The sequence below is a fragment of the Streptomyces deccanensis genome (assembly GCF_022385335.1).
Taxonomy (GTDB): Bacteria; Actinomycetota; Actinomycetes; order Streptomycetales; family Streptomycetaceae; genus Streptomyces; species Streptomyces deccanensis.
Window position 1 is genome coordinate 6,391,787 of record NZ_CP092431.1, and the last position, 17,097, is coordinate 6,408,883.

Consider the following 17,097-nt stretch of genomic DNA (forward strand, 5'->3'; position numbering starts at 1 on the left):
GCCACCGCGCCGAGCCCCACTTCCGGCACGGAAGTGATCGACGCCGCATCCGTGGCCGCACGGCACCGTCCGCCGCCCTGATCAGCGACTTCGTTGCCAGCGATCACTGGCACGGTACGGACGTCCGGTGAAACCCTGTTACCGACGGGTACCCAAAGTCGTCCGGTCCGGAATACCCTGCGCGTCATGACGGACTCGCAGGCCCCCGAAAAGACCGGCACGACCACCACGGGAACGACCGGCACGGCACGGACGACCGGCACCAACCCCCTCGCGGCGGCCCCGCAGGGCGCCCGTACCGCCGAAGACGTGGTCACCCCCGAACTGGTCGCCCAGCTCACCAAGGGCGTGGTCGGCTCCGGCCGCACCGCCAACCACACGCCCTTCACCGGCGAGAAGCTCGCCGACCTGCCGGAGTCCACCCCCGAGGACGTGGCGACGGCCTACGAACGGGCCCGCGCCGCCCAGGCCGTCTGGGCCCAGCGGCCCGTGCGCGAGCGCGCCGCCGTACTCCTTCGCTTCCACGACCTGGTGCTGGAGCGCCAGGGCGAGGTGCTCGACCTCATCCAGCTGGAGACCGGCAAGGCCCGCCTCCACGCCCACGAGGAGGTCCAGGCCGTCGCGGTCGCCGCCCGTCACTACGGCCGCAAGGCCCCCTTCTACCTCAAGCCGAAGCGGCACACCGGCGCCGTACCGACCCTCACCAAGGTCACCGAACTGCGCCACCCGCGCGGTGTGATCGGCCAGATCGCCCCCTGGAACTACCCGCTCGAACTCTCCGTCGGCGACGCGATACCGGCCTTCGTCGCGGGCAACGCCGTCGTGATGAAGCCCGACACGGAGACGTGCCTGACCGCCCTGTGGGCCCGCGACCTGCTCATCGAGGCCGGCCTGCCCGCCGACGTCTTCCAGGTCGTCCTCGGCGAGGGCCCCGTCATCGGCCCCGAGGTCGTCAAGCACGCCGACTACGTCTCCTTCACCGGCTCCACCCGCACCGGCCGCGAGGTCGCGCAGGGCGCCGCCGCCCGCCTCGTCGGTGTCTCCCTCGAACTCGGCGGCAAGAACGCGATGCTCGTCCTCGAGGACGCCGACATCGAGAAGGCGGCGGCGGGCGCCGTCCGCGCCTGCTTCTCCTCCGCCGGCCAACTCTGCATCTCCATCGAGCGGTTGTACGTCCACGAGTCCGTCGCCGACGCCTTCCTTGAGCGCTTCGCCGCCCGCACCAAGGCCATGCGCCTCGGCAAGTCCCTCGCGTACGGCGCCGACATGGGCTCCCTCGTCGGCGAACGCCAGCTGGAGACCGTCACCCGGCACGTCGACGAGGCCGTGGAGAAGGGCGCGACGGTCGTCGCGGGCGGCGTGGCCCGCCCCGACATCGGCCCCTACTTCTACGAGCCGACCATCCTCGACGGCGTCACGGAACCCATGTCCGTGTGCACGGAGGAGACCTTCGGCCCGGTCGTCTCCATCTACCGCTTCACGGACGAGGACGAGGCGATCGCGGAGGCCAACTCCACCGCGTACGGCCTCAACGCCTCCGTCTGGACCAAGGACGGCCGCCGCGGCCGCGAGGTCGCCTCCCGCGTCCGCGCCGGCACGGTCAACGTCAACGAGGGCTACGCCTCCGCGTACGGCTCCGTCCAGTCCCCGATGGGCGGCATGAAGGACTCCGGTCTCGGCCGCCGCCACGGCTCCGAGGGCATCCTCAAGTACACGGAGGCCCAGACCGTCGCCCACCAGCGTCTCCTCCCGATGGCCCCGTCCCTCGGCATGGACGACGAGAAGTACGCCCAGTTCATGAGCCGCAGCCTGAAGGTGATGAAGGCGCTGAGGCTCCGCTAGGTCTTCGGGCCGGCCCATCGTTCTCAACGAGGAGAGCACGTGTCGTACGACTACGACGTCATCGTCGTCGGATCCGGTTTCGGCGGTTCGGTCACCGCCCTGCGCCTGACCGAGAAGGGCTACAAGGTAGGCGTCCTCGAAGCGGGCCGTCGGTTCACGCGCGAGTCGCTCCCCAAGAACTCCTGGGACCTGAAGAACTACCTGTGGGCCCCCGCCCTCGGCATGTACGGCATCCAGCGCATCCATCTCCTGGGCAACGTCATGGTGCTGGCCGGAGCCGGCGTGGGCGGCGGCTCCCTCAACTACGCCAACACCCTCTACGTACCGCCGAAACCGTTCTTCGAGGACCCCCAGTGGAAGGACATCACCGACTGGCAGGAGGAGCTGAAGCCGTACTACGACCAGGCCCGCCGCATGCTCGGCGTACGGCTCAACCCGACGATGACCCCGTCGGACGTGCACCTGAAGGCCGCCGCCGAGCGGATGGGCGTCGGCGACAGCTTCCACCTCGCCCCGGTCGGCGTCTTCTTCGGTGACGGCGAGGACGCCGACGGCAGGACGAAGGCGGCCCCCGGCGACCAGGCGGCGGACCCCTACTTCGGCGGGGTGGGCCCCGCCCGCACCGCGTGCACCGAGTGCGGCGAGTGCATGACCGGCTGCCGCCACGGCGCGAAGAACACCCTCAACGAGAACTACCTCCACCTCGCCGAGAAGGCGGGCGCGGTCGTCCACCCGATGACGACGGTGGTGGCCCTGACGGAGGACTCGCAGGGCGGCTACGCCGTGACGACCCTCCCGACCGACAACCGCAGGAAGGGCCGGAGCCGGGTGCTCAGGGCCCGCCGCGTCGTCCTGGCCGCCGGCACCTACGGCACCCAGACCCTCCTGCACCGGATGAAGGCGAACGGCCAACTCCCGCACCTCTCGGACCGCCTGGGCATGCTGACCCGCACCAACTCCGAAGCGCTGGTCGGCGCCCAGACCGACAACCGCCGCTACCGCAAGGCGCACGGCGCGCCCGAGGTCGACTTCACCCGGGGCGTGGCGATCACCTCCTCCATCCACCCCGACGACAGCACCCACATCGAGCCGGTCCGCTACGGCAAGGGCTCCAACGCGATGGGCGGTCTGTCGATCCTCCAGGTCCCGTACGCGGGTGGCACCGCGTCGGGCGCCACCCGGGTCCTCGGCTGGCTGGGCTACGCGGCCAAACACCCCCTGCTGGTGGCCCGTTCGCTCTCCAACCGCCGCTGGTCGGAGCGGACCATCATCGGCCTGGTGATGCAGTCCCTGGACAACTCCCTGTCGACGCACCTGAAGACGAAGGGCCTGGGCAAGGGGCTGTTGACGGCACGTCAGGGCCACGGCGCGCCCAACCCCAAGCAGATCGAGGCCGCTTCGCAGGCCGCCTCCGCCATCGCCGCCGAGATCAACGGCTTCGCCGGCAGCAACGTGGGCGAACTGATGGGCACCCCGCTCACCGCGCACTTCCTCGGCGGCTGCCCCATCGGTGCCACGGCGGACGACGGCGTGATCGACCCGTACCACCGGCTCTACGGGCACCCCGGCATCTCCGTCGTCGACGGGGCCGCCGTCTCCGCGAACCTGGGCGTCAACCCGTCCCTGACGATCACGGCGCAGGCCGAGCGGGCGATGTCGTACTGGCCGAACAACGGCGAGCCGGACCGGCGCCCGGCCCCCGGCGAGGCCTACGAGCGCCTCAGCCCTGTCGAGCCCCTGCACCCGGCGGTCCCGGCGGACGCGTTCGGCGCGCTGCGTCTGCCGCTGGTGCCGGTCCCCACGGTGCCGCCGAAGAAGTAGTCACGCGGCAAGCACGCGGCAGGGGGCCCCGGCGGCAGAAGAAGTTACGGAGAAGGACCCGCACCCCCCTCCGAGCGCGGGTTCTTCTCTCGTGTGCCAGGTGTGACTGGTGAGTGGTGCGAAGGGTTGTCCTCGCGATGACAGTTTTTTCGTGTGATGCGAGTCACATGTAAAGGGGGCGCGGGCAGCACAACCGATGGGCGCGCCCCGCCGTCACATACATGTTCGATGGGGCCTGTGGGGCCGCTGTGATGCATGAAGCGAAAAGCATGAGGTGGGGGACATGAAGTCGACGATGTCGCGGGTGGCGGTGGCTGTCTCGGTCGCGGCCACGCTGGGATTGACCGCGGCGTGTGGCGGGGGCGGCGACGACGGGAAGACCAAGTCCAAGCCGTCGGTCTCGGGCACGGCCTCGGCCGCCGAGGACGCGAAGAACGGCGAGGACGGCGCCGGGAAGGCCGCGCTGACCGAGGCGCAGCTCAAGGAGGCCGCCCTCGCGAAGGGGGACGTGAAGGGGTACAAGATCGCCGACATGCCCGCGGAGGACATGCCGGCCGAGACCGTTCCCGCGCAGCCGGCCGCCTGCCAGCCCCTCGCGAACATGTTCTTCTTCACCTCCGACCCGCAGGCGAAGGCCCGCGCCGGACGCACGGTCACCTCGGAGGACGCGCTCTCCGCCAACGTCATCTCCCTCGCCCTCGCCGCGCACGAGCAGAGCGACGCCGAGAAGGTCATGGCCGACCTGCGCAAGGCGACGGAGAGCTGCGACAGCTACGAGCAGGTCGGCAACAAGTACAGCGGCGTCGAGGCCCTCACCGCTCCCCAGCAGGGCGACGAGGCCGTCGCCTACAAGCTGAAGGGGGACATCGAGGGCGCCGAGATCCCGATGTCCTTCACGGTGGTGCGCAGCGGCTCGACGCTCATCGGGTTCTACTCGATGAACATGCTCGACGCGGACAAGGCCGAGGTGCCGGACGCGATCCTGGACGCGCAGGTCGCGAAGCTGGAGAAGGTCGCCGGCTGAGCACTCACCCGGCGTGACGAAGGGCCCCGCGGGACGACTCGGACCCCGCGGGGCCCTTCCGCGTCGGGGGCTGGGGCCTCGGGACGGGTGGTCTGCTCCGCGTCGTGCAGAGGGCCGCCTGACGGGCTCCGTGTCCGTCACGCCCACCTCGGAACAGTTCCGCCGGTCGGCCCCGGGCGTCCCCGGAGCCGGCCGTTCTCTTGCGTGACCGGGCTGCTGTCCCCTGCCGTCCGGTCACAACCCTGGAGCGAGGTCCCACGGCGCACGGCACGATCCGCACGCCTCATCGCTCCAGCGGAGCCACGCGTGGTTCTTTCGGGCCCGCACCTGGCTGGCGCGGACACCGACACCAACGAAGCGTGTCGTACGGCGGTCACGCGCCGTACGGGTGAGAGGGCAGGCGTACGTACGTGCGCCGCCGGAGCGCGCCGGTCAGATGCGGCCCCGGCACAGCTCCAGCAGGGTCATGGCGAGCGCGGTGCCCGGCTTGCCGAGGGCGTCCCTGTAGTGGGCCAGCACCTCCATCTCGCGCGACAGGTTCACGCGCCTGCCGCCGGACTCGATCCGTGCCTCCTGGATCACGGCGGAGACCGCCACGCGTTCCTGGATGAGGCCGATGATCCGGTCGTCCAGGGCGTCGATGCGTTCCCGGGCACCGGTGATCAGACCGGCCGCCTCGGAGGTACGGGCGCCGGTCTTCTCGGTGGAGGTGATGGTCATCTCTGGGCTCCTCGTCGGAAGTCGAACGGACTCCCCGGAGCGGCAAGACCCGGAAAACGCCAGACGCCCCGGACCTTGTCGGCCCGGGGCGCCTGGGGAAGTCGCTTGTCAGTAGCTCAAGCAGCACGACCATGGCAGCCGGTGGGCCCGGTGCCATAGCTAAAGACAGAGGTCGAGTGCGCGAACATGCACCCCACTATGCCACACCGTTTCTGTGGACTGAGCGGGCGTCCTGTGCGTGGTCCTGGCCCGGGAGGCCGGTTCCCTACGCGGCCCAGCTCCAACCCCTCCCCAACCACAGCCCAGCCCAGCCACGGCTCCTTTCACTGCCCGGGGGACGGGACGGGGGTGCAGGGGCGGAGTCCCGGTGGCCCACTTCAGGAGCGTGCACCCCGGTAGACTCGGACACACACAGACCCCCGCCCGACCGCCGGAAGGCACCCCGTGTCATCAGCGAACCCCGCTGCCGCCGCTCCCGACACCGTCCTGGTCGTCGACTTCGGCGCCCAGTACGCCCAGCTCATCGCCCGCCGCGTCCGCGAGGCCCGGGTCTACAGCGAGATCGTGCCGAGCACCATGCCGGTCGCGGAGATGCTCGCCAAGAACCCGGCGGCGATCATCCTCTCCGGCGGCCCCTCCTCGGTCTACGCCGAGGGCGCCCCCCGCCTCGACCGCGAACTCTTCGAAGCCGGCGTCCCCGTCTTCGGCATGTGCTACGGCTTCCAGCTGATGGCGACCACCCTCGGCGGCACCGTCGACAACACCGGCGCCCGCGAGTACGGCCGTACCCCCCTGCACGTGTCCAAGTCCGGCAGCACCCTCTTCGAGGGCACCCCCGACGAGCAGTCCGTCTGGATGTCCCACGGCGACGCCTGCTCCGCCGCCCCCGAGGGCTTCACCGTCACGGCCTCCACCGACGTCGTCCCGGTCGCCGCCTTCGAGAACGACGAGAAGAAGCTGTACGGCGTCCAGTACCACCCGGAGGTCATGCACTCCACGCACGGCCAGCAGGTCCTGGAGCACTTCCTCTACCGAGGCGCGGGCATCACCCCCAGCTGGACCACGGGCAACGTCATCGAGGAGCAGGTCGAGGCCATCCGCGAGCTGGTCGGCGACAAGCGCGCGATCTGCGGCCTCTCCGGCGGCGTGGACTCCGCCGTCGCCGCGGCCCTCGTCCAGAAGGCCATCGGCTCCCAGCTGACCTGCGTCTATGTCGACCACGGCCTCATGCGCAAGAACGAGACCGAGCAGGTCGAGAAGGACTTCGTCGCCGCGACCGGCGTCCAGCTGAAGGTCGTCGACGCCGAGGAGCGGTTCCTGAAGGCGCTGGCCGGGGTCTCCGACCCCGAGCAGAAGCGGAAGATCATCGGCCGCGAGTTCATCCGCGTCTTCGAGCAGGCCCAGGCGGAGATCATCGCCGACGAGGGCCCCGAGGTCGCGTTCCTGGTCCAGGGCACGCTGTACCCCGACGTGGTCGAGTCCGGCGGCGGCACCGGCACCGCCAACATCAAGTCCCACCACAACGTCGGCGGCCTCCCCGAGGACCTCGAGTTCAAGCTGATCGAGCCGCTCCGCAAGCTCTTCAAGGACGAGGTCCGGATGGTCGGCCAGGAGCTGGGCCTTCCGGAGGAGATCGTCCAGCGCCAGCCGTTCCCCGGCCCCGGCCTCGGCATCCGGATCGTCGGCGAGGTCACCAAGGACCGTCTCGACCTGCTCCGTGAGGCCGACGCCATCGCCCGCGAGGAGCTGACGGCCGCCGGTCTCGACCGCGACATCTGGCAGTGCCCGGTGGTGCTGCTGGCGGACGTCCGGTCCGTCGGCGTCCAGGGCGACGGCCGCACCTACGGCCACCCCATCGTCCTGCGCCCGGTCTCCTCCGAGGACGCCATGACCGCCGACTGGTCCCGGCTGCCGTACGACGTCCTCGCGAAGATCTCCACCCGCATCACCAACGAGGTCGCCGACGTCAACCGCGTCGTCCTCGACGTGACGAGCAAGCCCCCGGGCACCATCGAGTGGGAGTGACTCCCGTCTGAGCGGTCAGGTCCGCTTGAGGGTCCGCACCGGCCCTCCCGGCTTCCAGACCTGGACGACCAGGTACTTCTCGTCCTCGACGTAGGTCCGTACGACCTCCGTCAGCTCGGTGCGGAAGAGGTGGAACGGCTCCGGCGGTTCCACCTCTTCGCCGTACGCGGCCTTCACCGCGGGATCGTCGACCTCGATCGCCCGTCCGCTCACCCGTACGTCCCCTCCGCCCATCTCCGTTCCCGGACCCGGGTTGGCCTGCAGCGCGAAACGGGGGTCGCGGCGCAGATCGAGCGCCTTGAGCGAGTCGGGCATCATCCCCAGCCACAGCTCCCCGTTCACGAACCGGACCTCCAGCCCGGTCGTCCGCGGCGAGCCGTCCCTGCGGAGGGTGGCGAGGACGTGATGGGTGAAGGCGCCGAAACGGGCCTCGACCGTCTGTGCGAGATCGGGTTCGGCGGCGACGAAGGCGCCCCAGTTCGAAAGATTCTCCGGCATACGTCGAGTCTCACGCGGATACCCGACAACCACTGTCCGGTTACCCCGAGCGACGTACCGTGTCGCCCTGCCCGCCCGGCGGAGTGCCATCTGACGCGCTTCGGTGACTTGCGTAACGGTTGCGCACCCTCTTCACCGGACGGACCTGTTCTCCGTGGGGGACCGACGGTAACTTCCGCTTCGTAAAGGAAGTCATTCTGGAGGACACATGCACGGGCCCACACCGCCCCTGCCCCTACCCACCGACCAGCTCCGGTTCGCCATGCCGCCGATGCACGAGTCGGCGGAGGACGAGCGGCGGCACCGCAAGGAACGGCTCGCCGGGGCCCTGCGGATCTTCGGGCGTATGGGGTTCGAGGAGGGGGTCTCGGGACACATCACCGCGCGCGACCCGGAGTACAGCGACTGCTTCTGGGTCAATCCGTTCGGGATGCCCTTCAAGCACGTCACGGTGAGTGACCTGGTCCTCGCCAACCAGGACGGCCAGGTCATCGAGGGCCGCTACCACGTGAACCAGGCCGCCTTCACCGTCCACGCCCAGGTGCACGCCGCCCGCCCCGACGTCGTCGCCGTCGCCCACTGTCACTCCGTGCACGGCCGCGCCCTCTCCGCCCTCGGCGAGCTGCTCGACCCGATCACCCAGGAGTCCTGCGCCTTCTACGAGGACCAGGCGCTCTACGACCACTACACGGGCGTCGCCGTGGACGCGGACGAGGGTCGCCGCATCGCCGCGGTCCTCGGCAGCCGCAAGGCCCTCGTGCTCCGCAACCACGGTCTGCTGACCGTCGGCGACTCGGTCGACGCGGCGGCCTGGTGGTTCCTGTCCATGGAACGCTCGGCCCAGGTGCAGCTCACCGCGAAGGCCGCCGGCCGGCCCCTGCTCATCGAACACCGGCTGGCCGTCGCGACCCGGGAACAGGCCGGCGGCGACCTGGTGGCGTGGATCAACTACCAGCCGCTGTGGCAGGACATCAGCCGCAGCGAGCCGGACCTGCTGAGTTGAGGGCGGAGTCCGAGCGCGAGCCGTCAGAAGTCGCGCAGCACCGCCGCCTTCGTGGCCGCGAACTCCTCGTCCGTGAGGACGCCGCCGCGATGCAGCTCACCGAGTTCGCGGAGCCGGCGCAGGAGGGTGTCATGGTGGTCGGAGGCGGGAGGCCGGGCGGTGACGGTCCCGGCCTCCGGCCCCGACCGGTCCGCATGACCGTTCACCCGGGTCGACGGATGGGGGAGCCGCGCCGTGACCGCCGTCGCCACGAGGGCGGTGAGCAGGTCGCGACGCGTACTGCCCCACAGGTCGAGGGCGAACGGGTCCCGCTCCGGCGGCAGCTTCGAGAACACGGTCTCGCGCGTCACGAACCGCAGGAAACCGTCCTCGTAACCGGAGTTGGGCAGCCACTCGACCTGCACCAGCTCACCCACGTCGATGATCCGTGGACCGGTCGCGCGCTTGACCCGGTCGGAGGTGTCGTTCCAGTCGATCCGCACCCGCGTCCCGTCGAACGACACCGTGCCGTCACTGGACCGCACCGACACCGGCACGGGCGGTCCCGGCAGCAGATAGGCACGGGCGGGCTCCTTCGGCGTCTGCTCCAGCAGCATCGACTGCCGTATCTCCTCGGCCACGTACTCGGCGATCCCCGACCGGTCGAGATCGACCGTCAGCCGGTACGGGTCGGCCGCGTCCGGCAGCCGCCCGCCCGTGGCCTGAAGCAGCGGATCACTGCCCTCGCGAAGCCGCAACCGCAGCCGTCCGCGCTTGCGTTCGGGCTCGTAGACGACACCGGCCACCGCCTCCAAAGGCACCGCGATCTCCCCGTACGTCTGCCGGAACAGCGCCACGGAACGGTGCAGGCCCGGCGTGATCCGGACCGTGTCGCCGTCGAAGGCCCAGACGCCGTCGCGCTGGATGATCTCGGCCATAGGAGGATTCTCCCAGCCGGGTCAACACGAGCACCGGCCTTTCACCCCGCGCCTCCCCCGCACGGAGTGGCCCTGCCGAATGCGGGCCGTGTTCCATACGGCACAATTCGCTGTCATCGCAGGGCAGTTGTACGGCCGCACGGCTGTGGTAATGCGCGGACGTACGTACGACCCGCACGGCGGCGGTATCGACTCGGAAGTATCAGCGGTAACAGCATTGCCGGCAGAGGGCAATGACGGTGGCGGCGAAGGCCGAAGTACGCGGACGTGGGCGCGGAGGCGCCCACGGACGTCGGCGCGGGAAGGCGGGCTCGGGCATGGCGGTGCAGGAGGCGAGAGGGGGCATGGGCGCGGGCGCCCATGACGGCGGGTGCACGTGCGGGGACTGCCCGCACGGGGCGCGCGCGGGACACCGGCGCGCGGTCGCCGAGTTCCTGCTGAAGCGGGAGGAGTTCGCGTCGGGGCACGGACTGCCCGCGGCCGTCGCGCACTCCGCGTCCGCCTCCCGCCAGTGGGTCTCCGACGAACTCACCCAGTCCGCGGCCCTCGTCGCCGAACGCGGCCGGGTCGAGGGCGAGGCCTGGTTGGCCCGCCTGTGGCTGCGCACGGCCATCGTGGTCTGGGCCGCCGTCGTCACCCTCCTCCTCGTCCAGTCCCTCACCGCGATCGGCGCCGGTTGGACGGCGGCCCGCACCGCCGGCCTGCTCGCCGCCCTGCTGGTCGCCGCCGCGCTGACGGGCGCCGGCTATCTGCACCGGGCACGCGGCGGTGCCCTCGCCCCCGTCATCGGCGAGGACAACCGTCTCTCCACCTCCCGCGCGATCGCGGCCGGTTGGGTGCTCTTCGTCGTCTTCGCGGTCCTCGTCCTCGTCGGCCGCCTCGCCGCAGCCTCCGACCACCGTGAACGCGACGCCCTCATCGCCGGCCTCGACCTCGCCCGCGGCGCCGGCATCGTGACCGTCCTCGCCGTCGTCTGCGGCATCGCTGTCCTGGTCCGCCGCGTGGTCGGCCTCCGTGTCCTCGCCCAACGCCTCCAGAAGGTCCGCGCCCACCGCCCCCGCGCCGCCGACCTCCTCACCGACGACTCGGGCCGCGGCAGCTTCTCCGACATCCAGTACGTCCTCATCTGCGCCGTCGCCCTCGTTTTCGCGGCGGTCCGCCTCGCCCGCCGCCCCGACCAACTCCCCGACCTCCCCTGGGGCCTGGCCCTCCTCGTCCTGGTCTCGGCCGCCACCTACGTCGCCGGCAAATACGCCGAGGGCGGCCGCCCCGTCATCCTCTCCGTCGTCCGCGCCCGCGAGGCCGGCGACCTCGACGCCCCCATCCGCAACGGCGACGACATCGAGATCCGCGGCTCCGGCTTCGTCCCACCCGGCGCCCAGACCGCCGACCACCTCTCCCGCATGGTCGTCCGCATCGGACCCGTCCACGTCCACGTCCCCCTCGTCCCCGTGGCCGGCGGCTTCAGCAACCCCACCGACGCCGTCCTCACCGCCCCCGTCCCCGCCGACGTCGAACCCGGCAAGGTCGAAGTACAGGTAGTGACAGCGGCCGGCGTGGAAACCAACCGCTACACCATCGAGGTCTCAGCGGATTGACCAGCCGTCGAGGGGGAGAGCAGCGGGGGAGGGGAGAGGCGGGGCCCTGCGCCCCTGGACGGCTTCCGTGGGAACCCCGTCGTGGTGCGGCGGACGGAGCGCCCGGCGGACGTGGGCGCGGGGACGGGTCGGTGTCGGGGCGGGGGCGAAGGGGCCCAGCCCCTGGGATACGACGGGTGAGGGCGGCGGGGGTGAGGAAGCCCCCGGAACCACAACCCCGCCTCTCCGACAAGGCACTTTGACCCGGAAAAACACGCCCGAACCATTGAGCACCCCCACCCCTGTGAACGTATCGTCTGTTGAGGGGTCAACGGCACGGCGGACAAGAGGCGGCGCAGACCATGACTCACGACATTCGCTCGGACTCCCCCACCCCCTACTTCGACGAGGGCCCCGACTGGCGGGACACCGCCACCCGCTACGCCCTCCTGCCCCTACGCGTCTTCCTCGCCGTCACCTTCATCTACGCCGGCCTGGACAAACTCACCGACAGCGCGTTCATGGCGGACTCCGGCTCCGGCTCCATCGGCGACATGATGAGCGCCGCCCGAGACTCCTCCGCCATCCCAGCCATGATCGACATGGCCCTGAACAACCCCGTCGGCTTCGGCTACGCCATCGCCATCGGCGAACTCGCCGTCGGTATCGGCACCCTCCTCGGCCTCCTCACCCGCCTCGCCGCCCTCGGCGGAGCCCTGATCTCCCTCAGCCTCTGGCTCACGGTCAGCTGGTCGGCATCCCCGTACTACTACGGCAACGACCTGCCCTATCTCATGGCCTGGATCCCCCTGATCCTCGCCGGCGCACCGGTCCTCTCCGTGGACGCCGCCCTCCGCTCCCGCCGCCGGGGCACCACCAGCAGGCACCGCGCGGGCGCCTACCACTGACCCCCACCACGCCCTGCCCCGCCCAGCCGGCCACACTCCGCTCCGCTCCCGTCGCGGCCCAACCCGGCCCCTGGCTCGCCCTCCACCCATCACGGCTCAGCCGGCGCGACCGGGCCACGAATCCGCGACAGGGCTGCCCTCCATCCGCTCCCAGCCGCGTCCACCCATTCCCCGCCATCGCTCATCCCTCTCGGCCGGCCCGCAGCCGCGCCGCCCGGCTGTCCCCCGGCCGCGCCGCCCGGTTGCCCGCCCGCTGTCAGCCACGCCCACCCGTCGCCGCCGGTCTCAGCCGTGTCCGTCCCTCCAGGGTGATCCGCCCGCTCCTGTCGCCCTCTTCGCTCCAGTCGGTCCCGCAGGGCCTCCCCGCCCCGTCGCTCCGGTCGCTCCTTCCGGCCCCGTCGCGCCAATCGGCCCCGTCGGTCCCACCGGTCCCACCGGTCCTCGCGTATCCGTCATCCCCGTCGGGCCCATCGGCCCCATCGGTCCAGTCGGCCCCATCCGCCCCGCGCCCCGACGCCCCCTGATCGCATGGTCCAGGGTGGCCACCGCCCCCGCGATGCACAGCCCTCCGACCACGAGCGGTATCGCCACGAACCAGGGGGTCTCCCAGGCGTCTCCCGCGTCGCCGAGGTACACGACACCGGCGGCGGTGAGGAAAAGGCCCGCGACGAGCTTCGCCGGCCGGAACTCATGCCGCAGCACGGGTCACCTCCGCTTGTCCCAGACCGACTTCGAGGTCGATGGTGAGCGTCCCGCCGCCGCCCGAGCCCTTCTCGGGGGCCAGCGTCAGCCGATCGGTCTTGTCCGGTGCCACGTCCACGTCCTCCTTGTCGTCACCCGGCAACTGGATGTCTCCCAGGCCCACTTCGACGTCGAGCCGCACGGTGACGTCCGATGGAACCACCACCTTCACCTTGCCCGCGCCCACCTCCACGCTCGTGGTCAGCGCCTCGCCCTTCGGTATGTCCACCCCGGACAAGTCCAGCGTGCCCACTCCGGTTCCCAGTTCGTAGCGGGCCGCCACGCTCTCCGCGTTCCGTGGCGTCCACTCCGTACGGGCCCAGTCGGTGGTGATGTTCGACGGAAGCGCCGCCGTGCCCGCCAGGAGGCCCGCCGTCACCACGGCCAGGAAGGTCGACCCGGCTCCCGTACGGCCGAGGAAGGCGCTGAGGGCTATGCCCAGGCCGAACACGGTCAGCGCACAGGCCAGACCGGTCTGCAGGCTGGCGGCCAGGGTGCGGCCCTCCCAGGTCGCGCTGGTACCGATGCCGCCGGCGAGCAGTGCGAGCAGGAATATCCAGCCGCCGATCCAGCGCGGCCCCCGCGGCCTCGGCGGACGCGCGACGCGTATGTCCTGGCGGTTGGGGCGTACGCCCTGGGCGATGTTGACGGCCGCTGCTATGTCCCGGTCGCGGGTCCCCCACGGGCCCCACAGGTAGCCCGTGCCACCGACGTGCGTGCCGTCCTTGACTATGGGGTCGCGCCACCACGAGGGGTAGGCGGAGGCCACGGGGGGTGCCTGGGCCTCCGGCGGGGCGTCGGCCACCGCCTGGGCGGCCAGTGGATCGGGGTCGGGGGCGCCGCGGTGCTGCGACCAGTACCCCGCGCCGGCCAGGAGCAGGGAGACGACCACCGAGAAGGTCAGGACGGTGGTGTTGCCCAGCATGGTGAGGAAGACACCGCAGCCGACCAGCGCGAAGAGCACGGCCGTGAGGGCCTGGCCGTCGACCCGGCCGGTCAGCAGCTTGCGTACCTCGTTCTCCTCCTCGTCGTCGTACGGCACGAACAACCAGGCGAAGCCGTAGAAGACGAGGCCGAGGCCCCCGGTGAGGGAAAGCACCGCCAGCACCACGCGGAAGATCACCGGGTCCATGTCGCACTGCCGCCCGAGCCCGGCACAGACACCGCCCAGCATCTTGTACCGCCGGTCGCGGCGGAACCTGTGCGGGGCGGCGGGGGCGGCGGCCGGATCGTCGGCGCCTACGGCACCCGACCGATCCGCGGGTGCGCCCGTGCCCGGGCGCGCGCCCGCCTGCGGGCCCGTGCCCGTGTGTGTTCCCGCATGCGTTCGGGCGCCCGTGTGGGGGCGTGCCCCCGCGCCTCCGTGCGCGCGCGGCTCCTCCGAGCCCGTGCCCGGTGGGGGCACGGCATCCTGCGGCTCCGTGGTGGGCCGCAGGGCGTCCGGACCCGAACCGGGGTCCGGCTCCTCTGCCGCGTGCTGGTGATCCGTCATGCGTCCATCGTGACCGCCGAGCCGGTCCGATGGCAGTCGGGATGACCCTGGTCCAACCCTGATATCCGCCCGGGGGATGTGTTCGATCACGCCCGCGTCGAAGATCAGGGGCGTCTCGGGGGTCGACCCTGATGCCTCGCTCCGCCATGCGTGTGAACATCGATGCCATGCCGGAAGCCGCAGCACTGCCAGTCGACACTCCGCGGCCCCCGCGCAAGCTCTACCGCAGCAGCGACGGACGCTGGCTCGGAGGCGTGGCGCGAGGGCTCGCCGGACATCTCGGCCTGCCTGTGACCTGGGTGCGGCTCGTGTTCGCCGGCCTCTTCCTGGCCGACGGCCTCGGCGCCCTCGTCTACGCGGCGTTCTGGTTCTTCGTCCCGCTCGGCGTGGGAGGCGTCGACAACCAGCGGCCTCCGGCCATCGCCACCGAGACCTCCCCCGACGGCCGCCGCAGACTCGTGGCCCGCAAGCCCGACCGCGGCCAGATAGTCGCCCTGCTCCTCATGGTCGTCGTGGCCATGGTCTTCGTCGGCAATGTGAACCTCGGAGAAGGCGCCACGGCGTATCTCTGGCCGACCGTGCTCGTCGCCGCGGGCGTCGCCCTGGTCTGGCGCCAGGCGGACAACGCGCGGCGGGCCCGCTGGGCCGAGGTCGGCCGCCGTCGGCGCACGATCACACTGCTGCGCTCCGTCGCCGGTGTCCTGCTGGTCACCGCCGGCGTCTCGGGGATATTCGTCCTCCAGGGCTCGGCCGCCCACCTCGGCTCGGTCCTGCAGGCGGCGCTCGCGGTCCTCGTGGGCATAACCCTGCTGGCCGGACCGTACCTCGTCCGTATGACCCAGGACCTCTCCGAGGAGCGCCTCATGCGCATCCGCGCCCAGGAGCGAGCGGAGGTCGCGGCCCATGTCCACGACTCGGTGCTGCACACCCTGACACTGATACAGCGGAACGCGGACAACCCGAACGAGGTCCGCCGCCTCGCCCGCGCCCAGGAGCGCGACCTGCGGAACTGGCTGTACAAGCCCGAGGGCACGGGAAAGGACGAGGACGACGAGCCCGACACGCTCGCCGAGGCCGTACGACGGAACGCGGCGGAGGTCGAGGACCAGCACGGCGTCCCCATAGAGGTGGTGGTCGTCGGCGACTGCCCCCTCGACGAGGGACTGACCGCGCAGATGCAGGCCGCGCGCGAGGCGATGGTGAACGCCGCCAAGTACGGTGGCGAGGGCGGTGCCGTGCAGGTCTTCGCCGAGGTCGAGGGAAGGACCGTTTTCGTGTCCGTCCGCGACCGCGGCCCAGGTTTCGACCTCGACGCGATACCCGCCGACCGCATGGGCGTCAGAGAATCGATCATCGGCCGCATGGAGCGCAACGGAGGCACGGCACGGCTCCGCGCCGTACCGGGCGGCGGCACGGAGGTCGAGCTGGAGATGGAGAGGGCGGAGACGACGTCATGAGTGACGCGAACGGGGCGAACGACCTTGCCGCACAGGGCGGTTCGGGCACGACGTCGAGCGGGGGCCCGGGAGGTGCGGCCGCCCGGGGCACGGGCCCGACCGAGGGCCTCCCCGGGGAGGCCGACCGGCAGAACGCGCCCGGCCAGGCCCCCGAGCCCGACGGCAGCACCGCATCCGCCGCGCCTGCCGCATCCGCCGCGCCCGGACCGTCCGGGCCCGGGCGGCATGTCCGGGTCGTGCTGGTCGACGACCACCGGATGTTCCGTACGGGAGTCCAGGCCGAGATCGGGCAGACGGACCGCACGGGTGTGGAGGTGGTCGGGGAGGCTCCCGACGTCGACCAGGCGGTCTCGGTGATCACGAGTACGCGGCCCGAGGTGGTGCTCCTCGATGTGCACCTGCCCGGCGGCGGTGGTGTCGAAGTGCTGCGCCGGTGTTCGGCGTTGATGGCGGACGCCGAGCAGCCCGTCCGCTTCCTCGCTCTGTCCGTGTCGGACGCGGCGGAGGACGTGATCGGGGTGATCAGGGGCGGCGCGCGCGGCTATGTCACCAAGACGATCACCGGCTCGGATCTGGTCGACTCCATCTTCCGGGTGCAGGAGGGCGACGCGGTCTTCTCTCCCCGGCTGGCCGGCTTCGTCCTCGACGCCTTCGCCTCCACCGACGCCCCGCCCGTCGACGAGGACCTCGACCGCCTCACCCAGCGCGAGCGCGAGGTGTTGCGGCTCATCGCCCGCGGCTATGCGTACAAGGAGATCGCCAAGCAGCTCTACATCTCGGTGAAGACGGTGGAGTCCCACGTCTCCGCCGTTCTGCGGAAGCTGCAGCTCTCCAACCGTCATGAGCTGACGAGGTGGGCGACGGCACGCCGCCTGGTGTGAGGGCCGGAGGCTCCGGGGCCGCTCTGCCGGTCGGGCGGCTGCCGGTGGTGTGGGCGAGCGCGGGTGGGCCGGGGGGAGCCGGGGCGGCCGGGGCCGCCGGGCGGGTCCGGAAGCCCGGCGTGCCTCCCGGCACGGTTGGTGCCGCCGCGCCGGCCGCCGTCACCGCCGTACGGCGGCGCATGCGCACGACC

13 protein-coding genes are annotated in these 17,097 nt (G+C 71.5%); 9 read left to right on the plus strand and 4 right to left on the minus strand.

Features of this window, described 5'->3' with window-relative positions; genetic code table 11:
- Positions 1-186 precede the first annotated feature (186 nt).
- From L3078_RS28575 to L3078_RS28585, 3 genes are all read left to right on the plus strand, one after another.
- Positions 187-1,842 carry a succinic semialdehyde dehydrogenase gene (locus tag L3078_RS28575; RefSeq protein ID WP_239756783.1) on the plus strand — a complete coding sequence of 552 codons (1,656 nt, stop codon included), beginning with the start codon at positions 187-189 and terminating at the stop codon, positions 1,840-1,842.
- 39 nt (positions 1,843-1,881) lie between these two features.
- Entirely contained in the window at positions 1,882-3,663 is a 1,782-nt protein-coding gene (locus L3078_RS28580) for a GMC oxidoreductase (RefSeq protein ID WP_239756784.1), read from the plus strand.
- 283 nt (positions 3,664-3,946) lie between these two features.
- The gene (locus tag L3078_RS28585; protein WP_239756785.1) at positions 3,947-4,687 is read left to right on the plus strand and encodes a hypothetical protein; all 741 of its coding nucleotides are present in this window, start codon (positions 3,947-3,949) and stop codon (positions 4,685-4,687) included.
- Positions 4,688-5,119: 432 nt separating this feature from the next.
- On the opposite strand, the gene L3078_RS28590 is transcribed toward L3078_RS28585, so the two are convergent.
- Positions 5,120-5,407 (minus strand): chorismate mutase, encoded by a 288-nt coding sequence (locus tag L3078_RS28590; protein WP_239756786.1) that lies wholly within the window; start codon positions 5,405-5,407, stop codon positions 5,120-5,122.
- 444 nt (positions 5,408-5,851) lie between these two features.
- Here L3078_RS28590 and guaA point away from each other — a divergent pair, with 444 nt between their 5' ends.
- A complete protein-coding gene (gene guaA / locus L3078_RS28595; protein WP_239756787.1) occupies positions 5,852-7,432 on the plus strand; it encodes a glutamine-hydrolyzing GMP synthase in 1,581 nt (526 codons plus the stop codon).
- Between the two features lie 15 nt (positions 7,433-7,447).
- Here the strand turns inward: guaA and L3078_RS28600 are convergent, their stop codons facing one another.
- Entirely contained in the window at positions 7,448-7,930 is a 483-nt protein-coding gene (locus L3078_RS28600) for a pyridoxamine 5'-phosphate oxidase family protein (protein ID WP_239756788.1), read from the minus strand.
- Between the two features lie 208 nt (positions 7,931-8,138).
- Here L3078_RS28600 and L3078_RS28605 point away from each other — a divergent pair, with 208 nt between their 5' ends.
- Positions 8,139-8,933 (plus strand): class II aldolase/adducin family protein, encoded by a 795-nt coding sequence (locus L3078_RS28605; RefSeq protein WP_239756789.1) that lies wholly within the window; start codon positions 8,139-8,141, stop codon positions 8,931-8,933.
- 23 nt (positions 8,934-8,956) lie between these two features.
- Here L3078_RS28605 and L3078_RS28610 read toward each other — a convergent pair whose 3' ends face one another.
- Positions 8,957-9,850, minus strand: coding sequence for a DUF4429 domain-containing protein (locus tag L3078_RS28610; RefSeq protein ID WP_239756790.1), 894 nt, complete (start codon positions 9,848-9,850; stop codon positions 8,957-8,959).
- A 317-nt stretch (positions 9,851-10,167) separates the two neighbouring features.
- Between L3078_RS28610 and L3078_RS28615 the strand changes: the two genes are divergently transcribed.
- Together L3078_RS28615 and L3078_RS28620 are read left to right on the plus strand one after the other, a co-directional pair.
- On the plus strand, positions 10,168-11,448 hold the full coding sequence (locus L3078_RS28615) for a hypothetical protein (protein ID WP_239756791.1): 1,281 nt from the start codon (positions 10,168-10,170) through the stop codon (positions 11,446-11,448).
- Between the two features lie 341 nt (positions 11,449-11,789).
- Positions 11,790-12,335 carry a DoxX family membrane protein gene (locus L3078_RS28620; protein ID WP_239756792.1) on the plus strand — a complete coding sequence of 182 codons (546 nt, stop codon included), beginning with the start codon at positions 11,790-11,792 and terminating at the stop codon, positions 12,333-12,335.
- A gap of 688 nt (positions 12,336-13,023) precedes the next feature.
- Here the strand turns inward: L3078_RS28620 and L3078_RS28630 are convergent.
- A complete protein-coding gene (locus tag L3078_RS28630; protein WP_239756793.1) occupies positions 13,024-14,568 on the minus strand; it encodes a PspC domain-containing protein in 1,545 nt (514 codons plus the stop codon).
- Positions 14,569-14,735: 167 nt separating this feature from the next.
- Here L3078_RS28630 and L3078_RS28635 point away from each other — a divergent pair, with 167 nt between their 5' ends.
- Both L3078_RS28635 and L3078_RS28640 read left to right on the plus strand, forming a co-directional pair.
- Entirely contained in the window at positions 14,736-16,025 is a 1,290-nt protein-coding gene (locus L3078_RS28635; RefSeq protein WP_239756794.1) for an ATP-binding protein, read from the plus strand.
- Positions 16,022-16,906: a LuxR C-terminal-related transcriptional regulator gene (locus L3078_RS28640; protein WP_275593175.1), complete on the plus strand. Its 885-nt coding sequence runs from the start codon at positions 16,022-16,024 to the stop codon at positions 16,904-16,906. Before L3078_RS28635 ends, L3078_RS28640 begins: the two co-directional genes overlap by 4 nt.
- Positions 16,907-17,097: the final 191 nt, after the last annotated feature.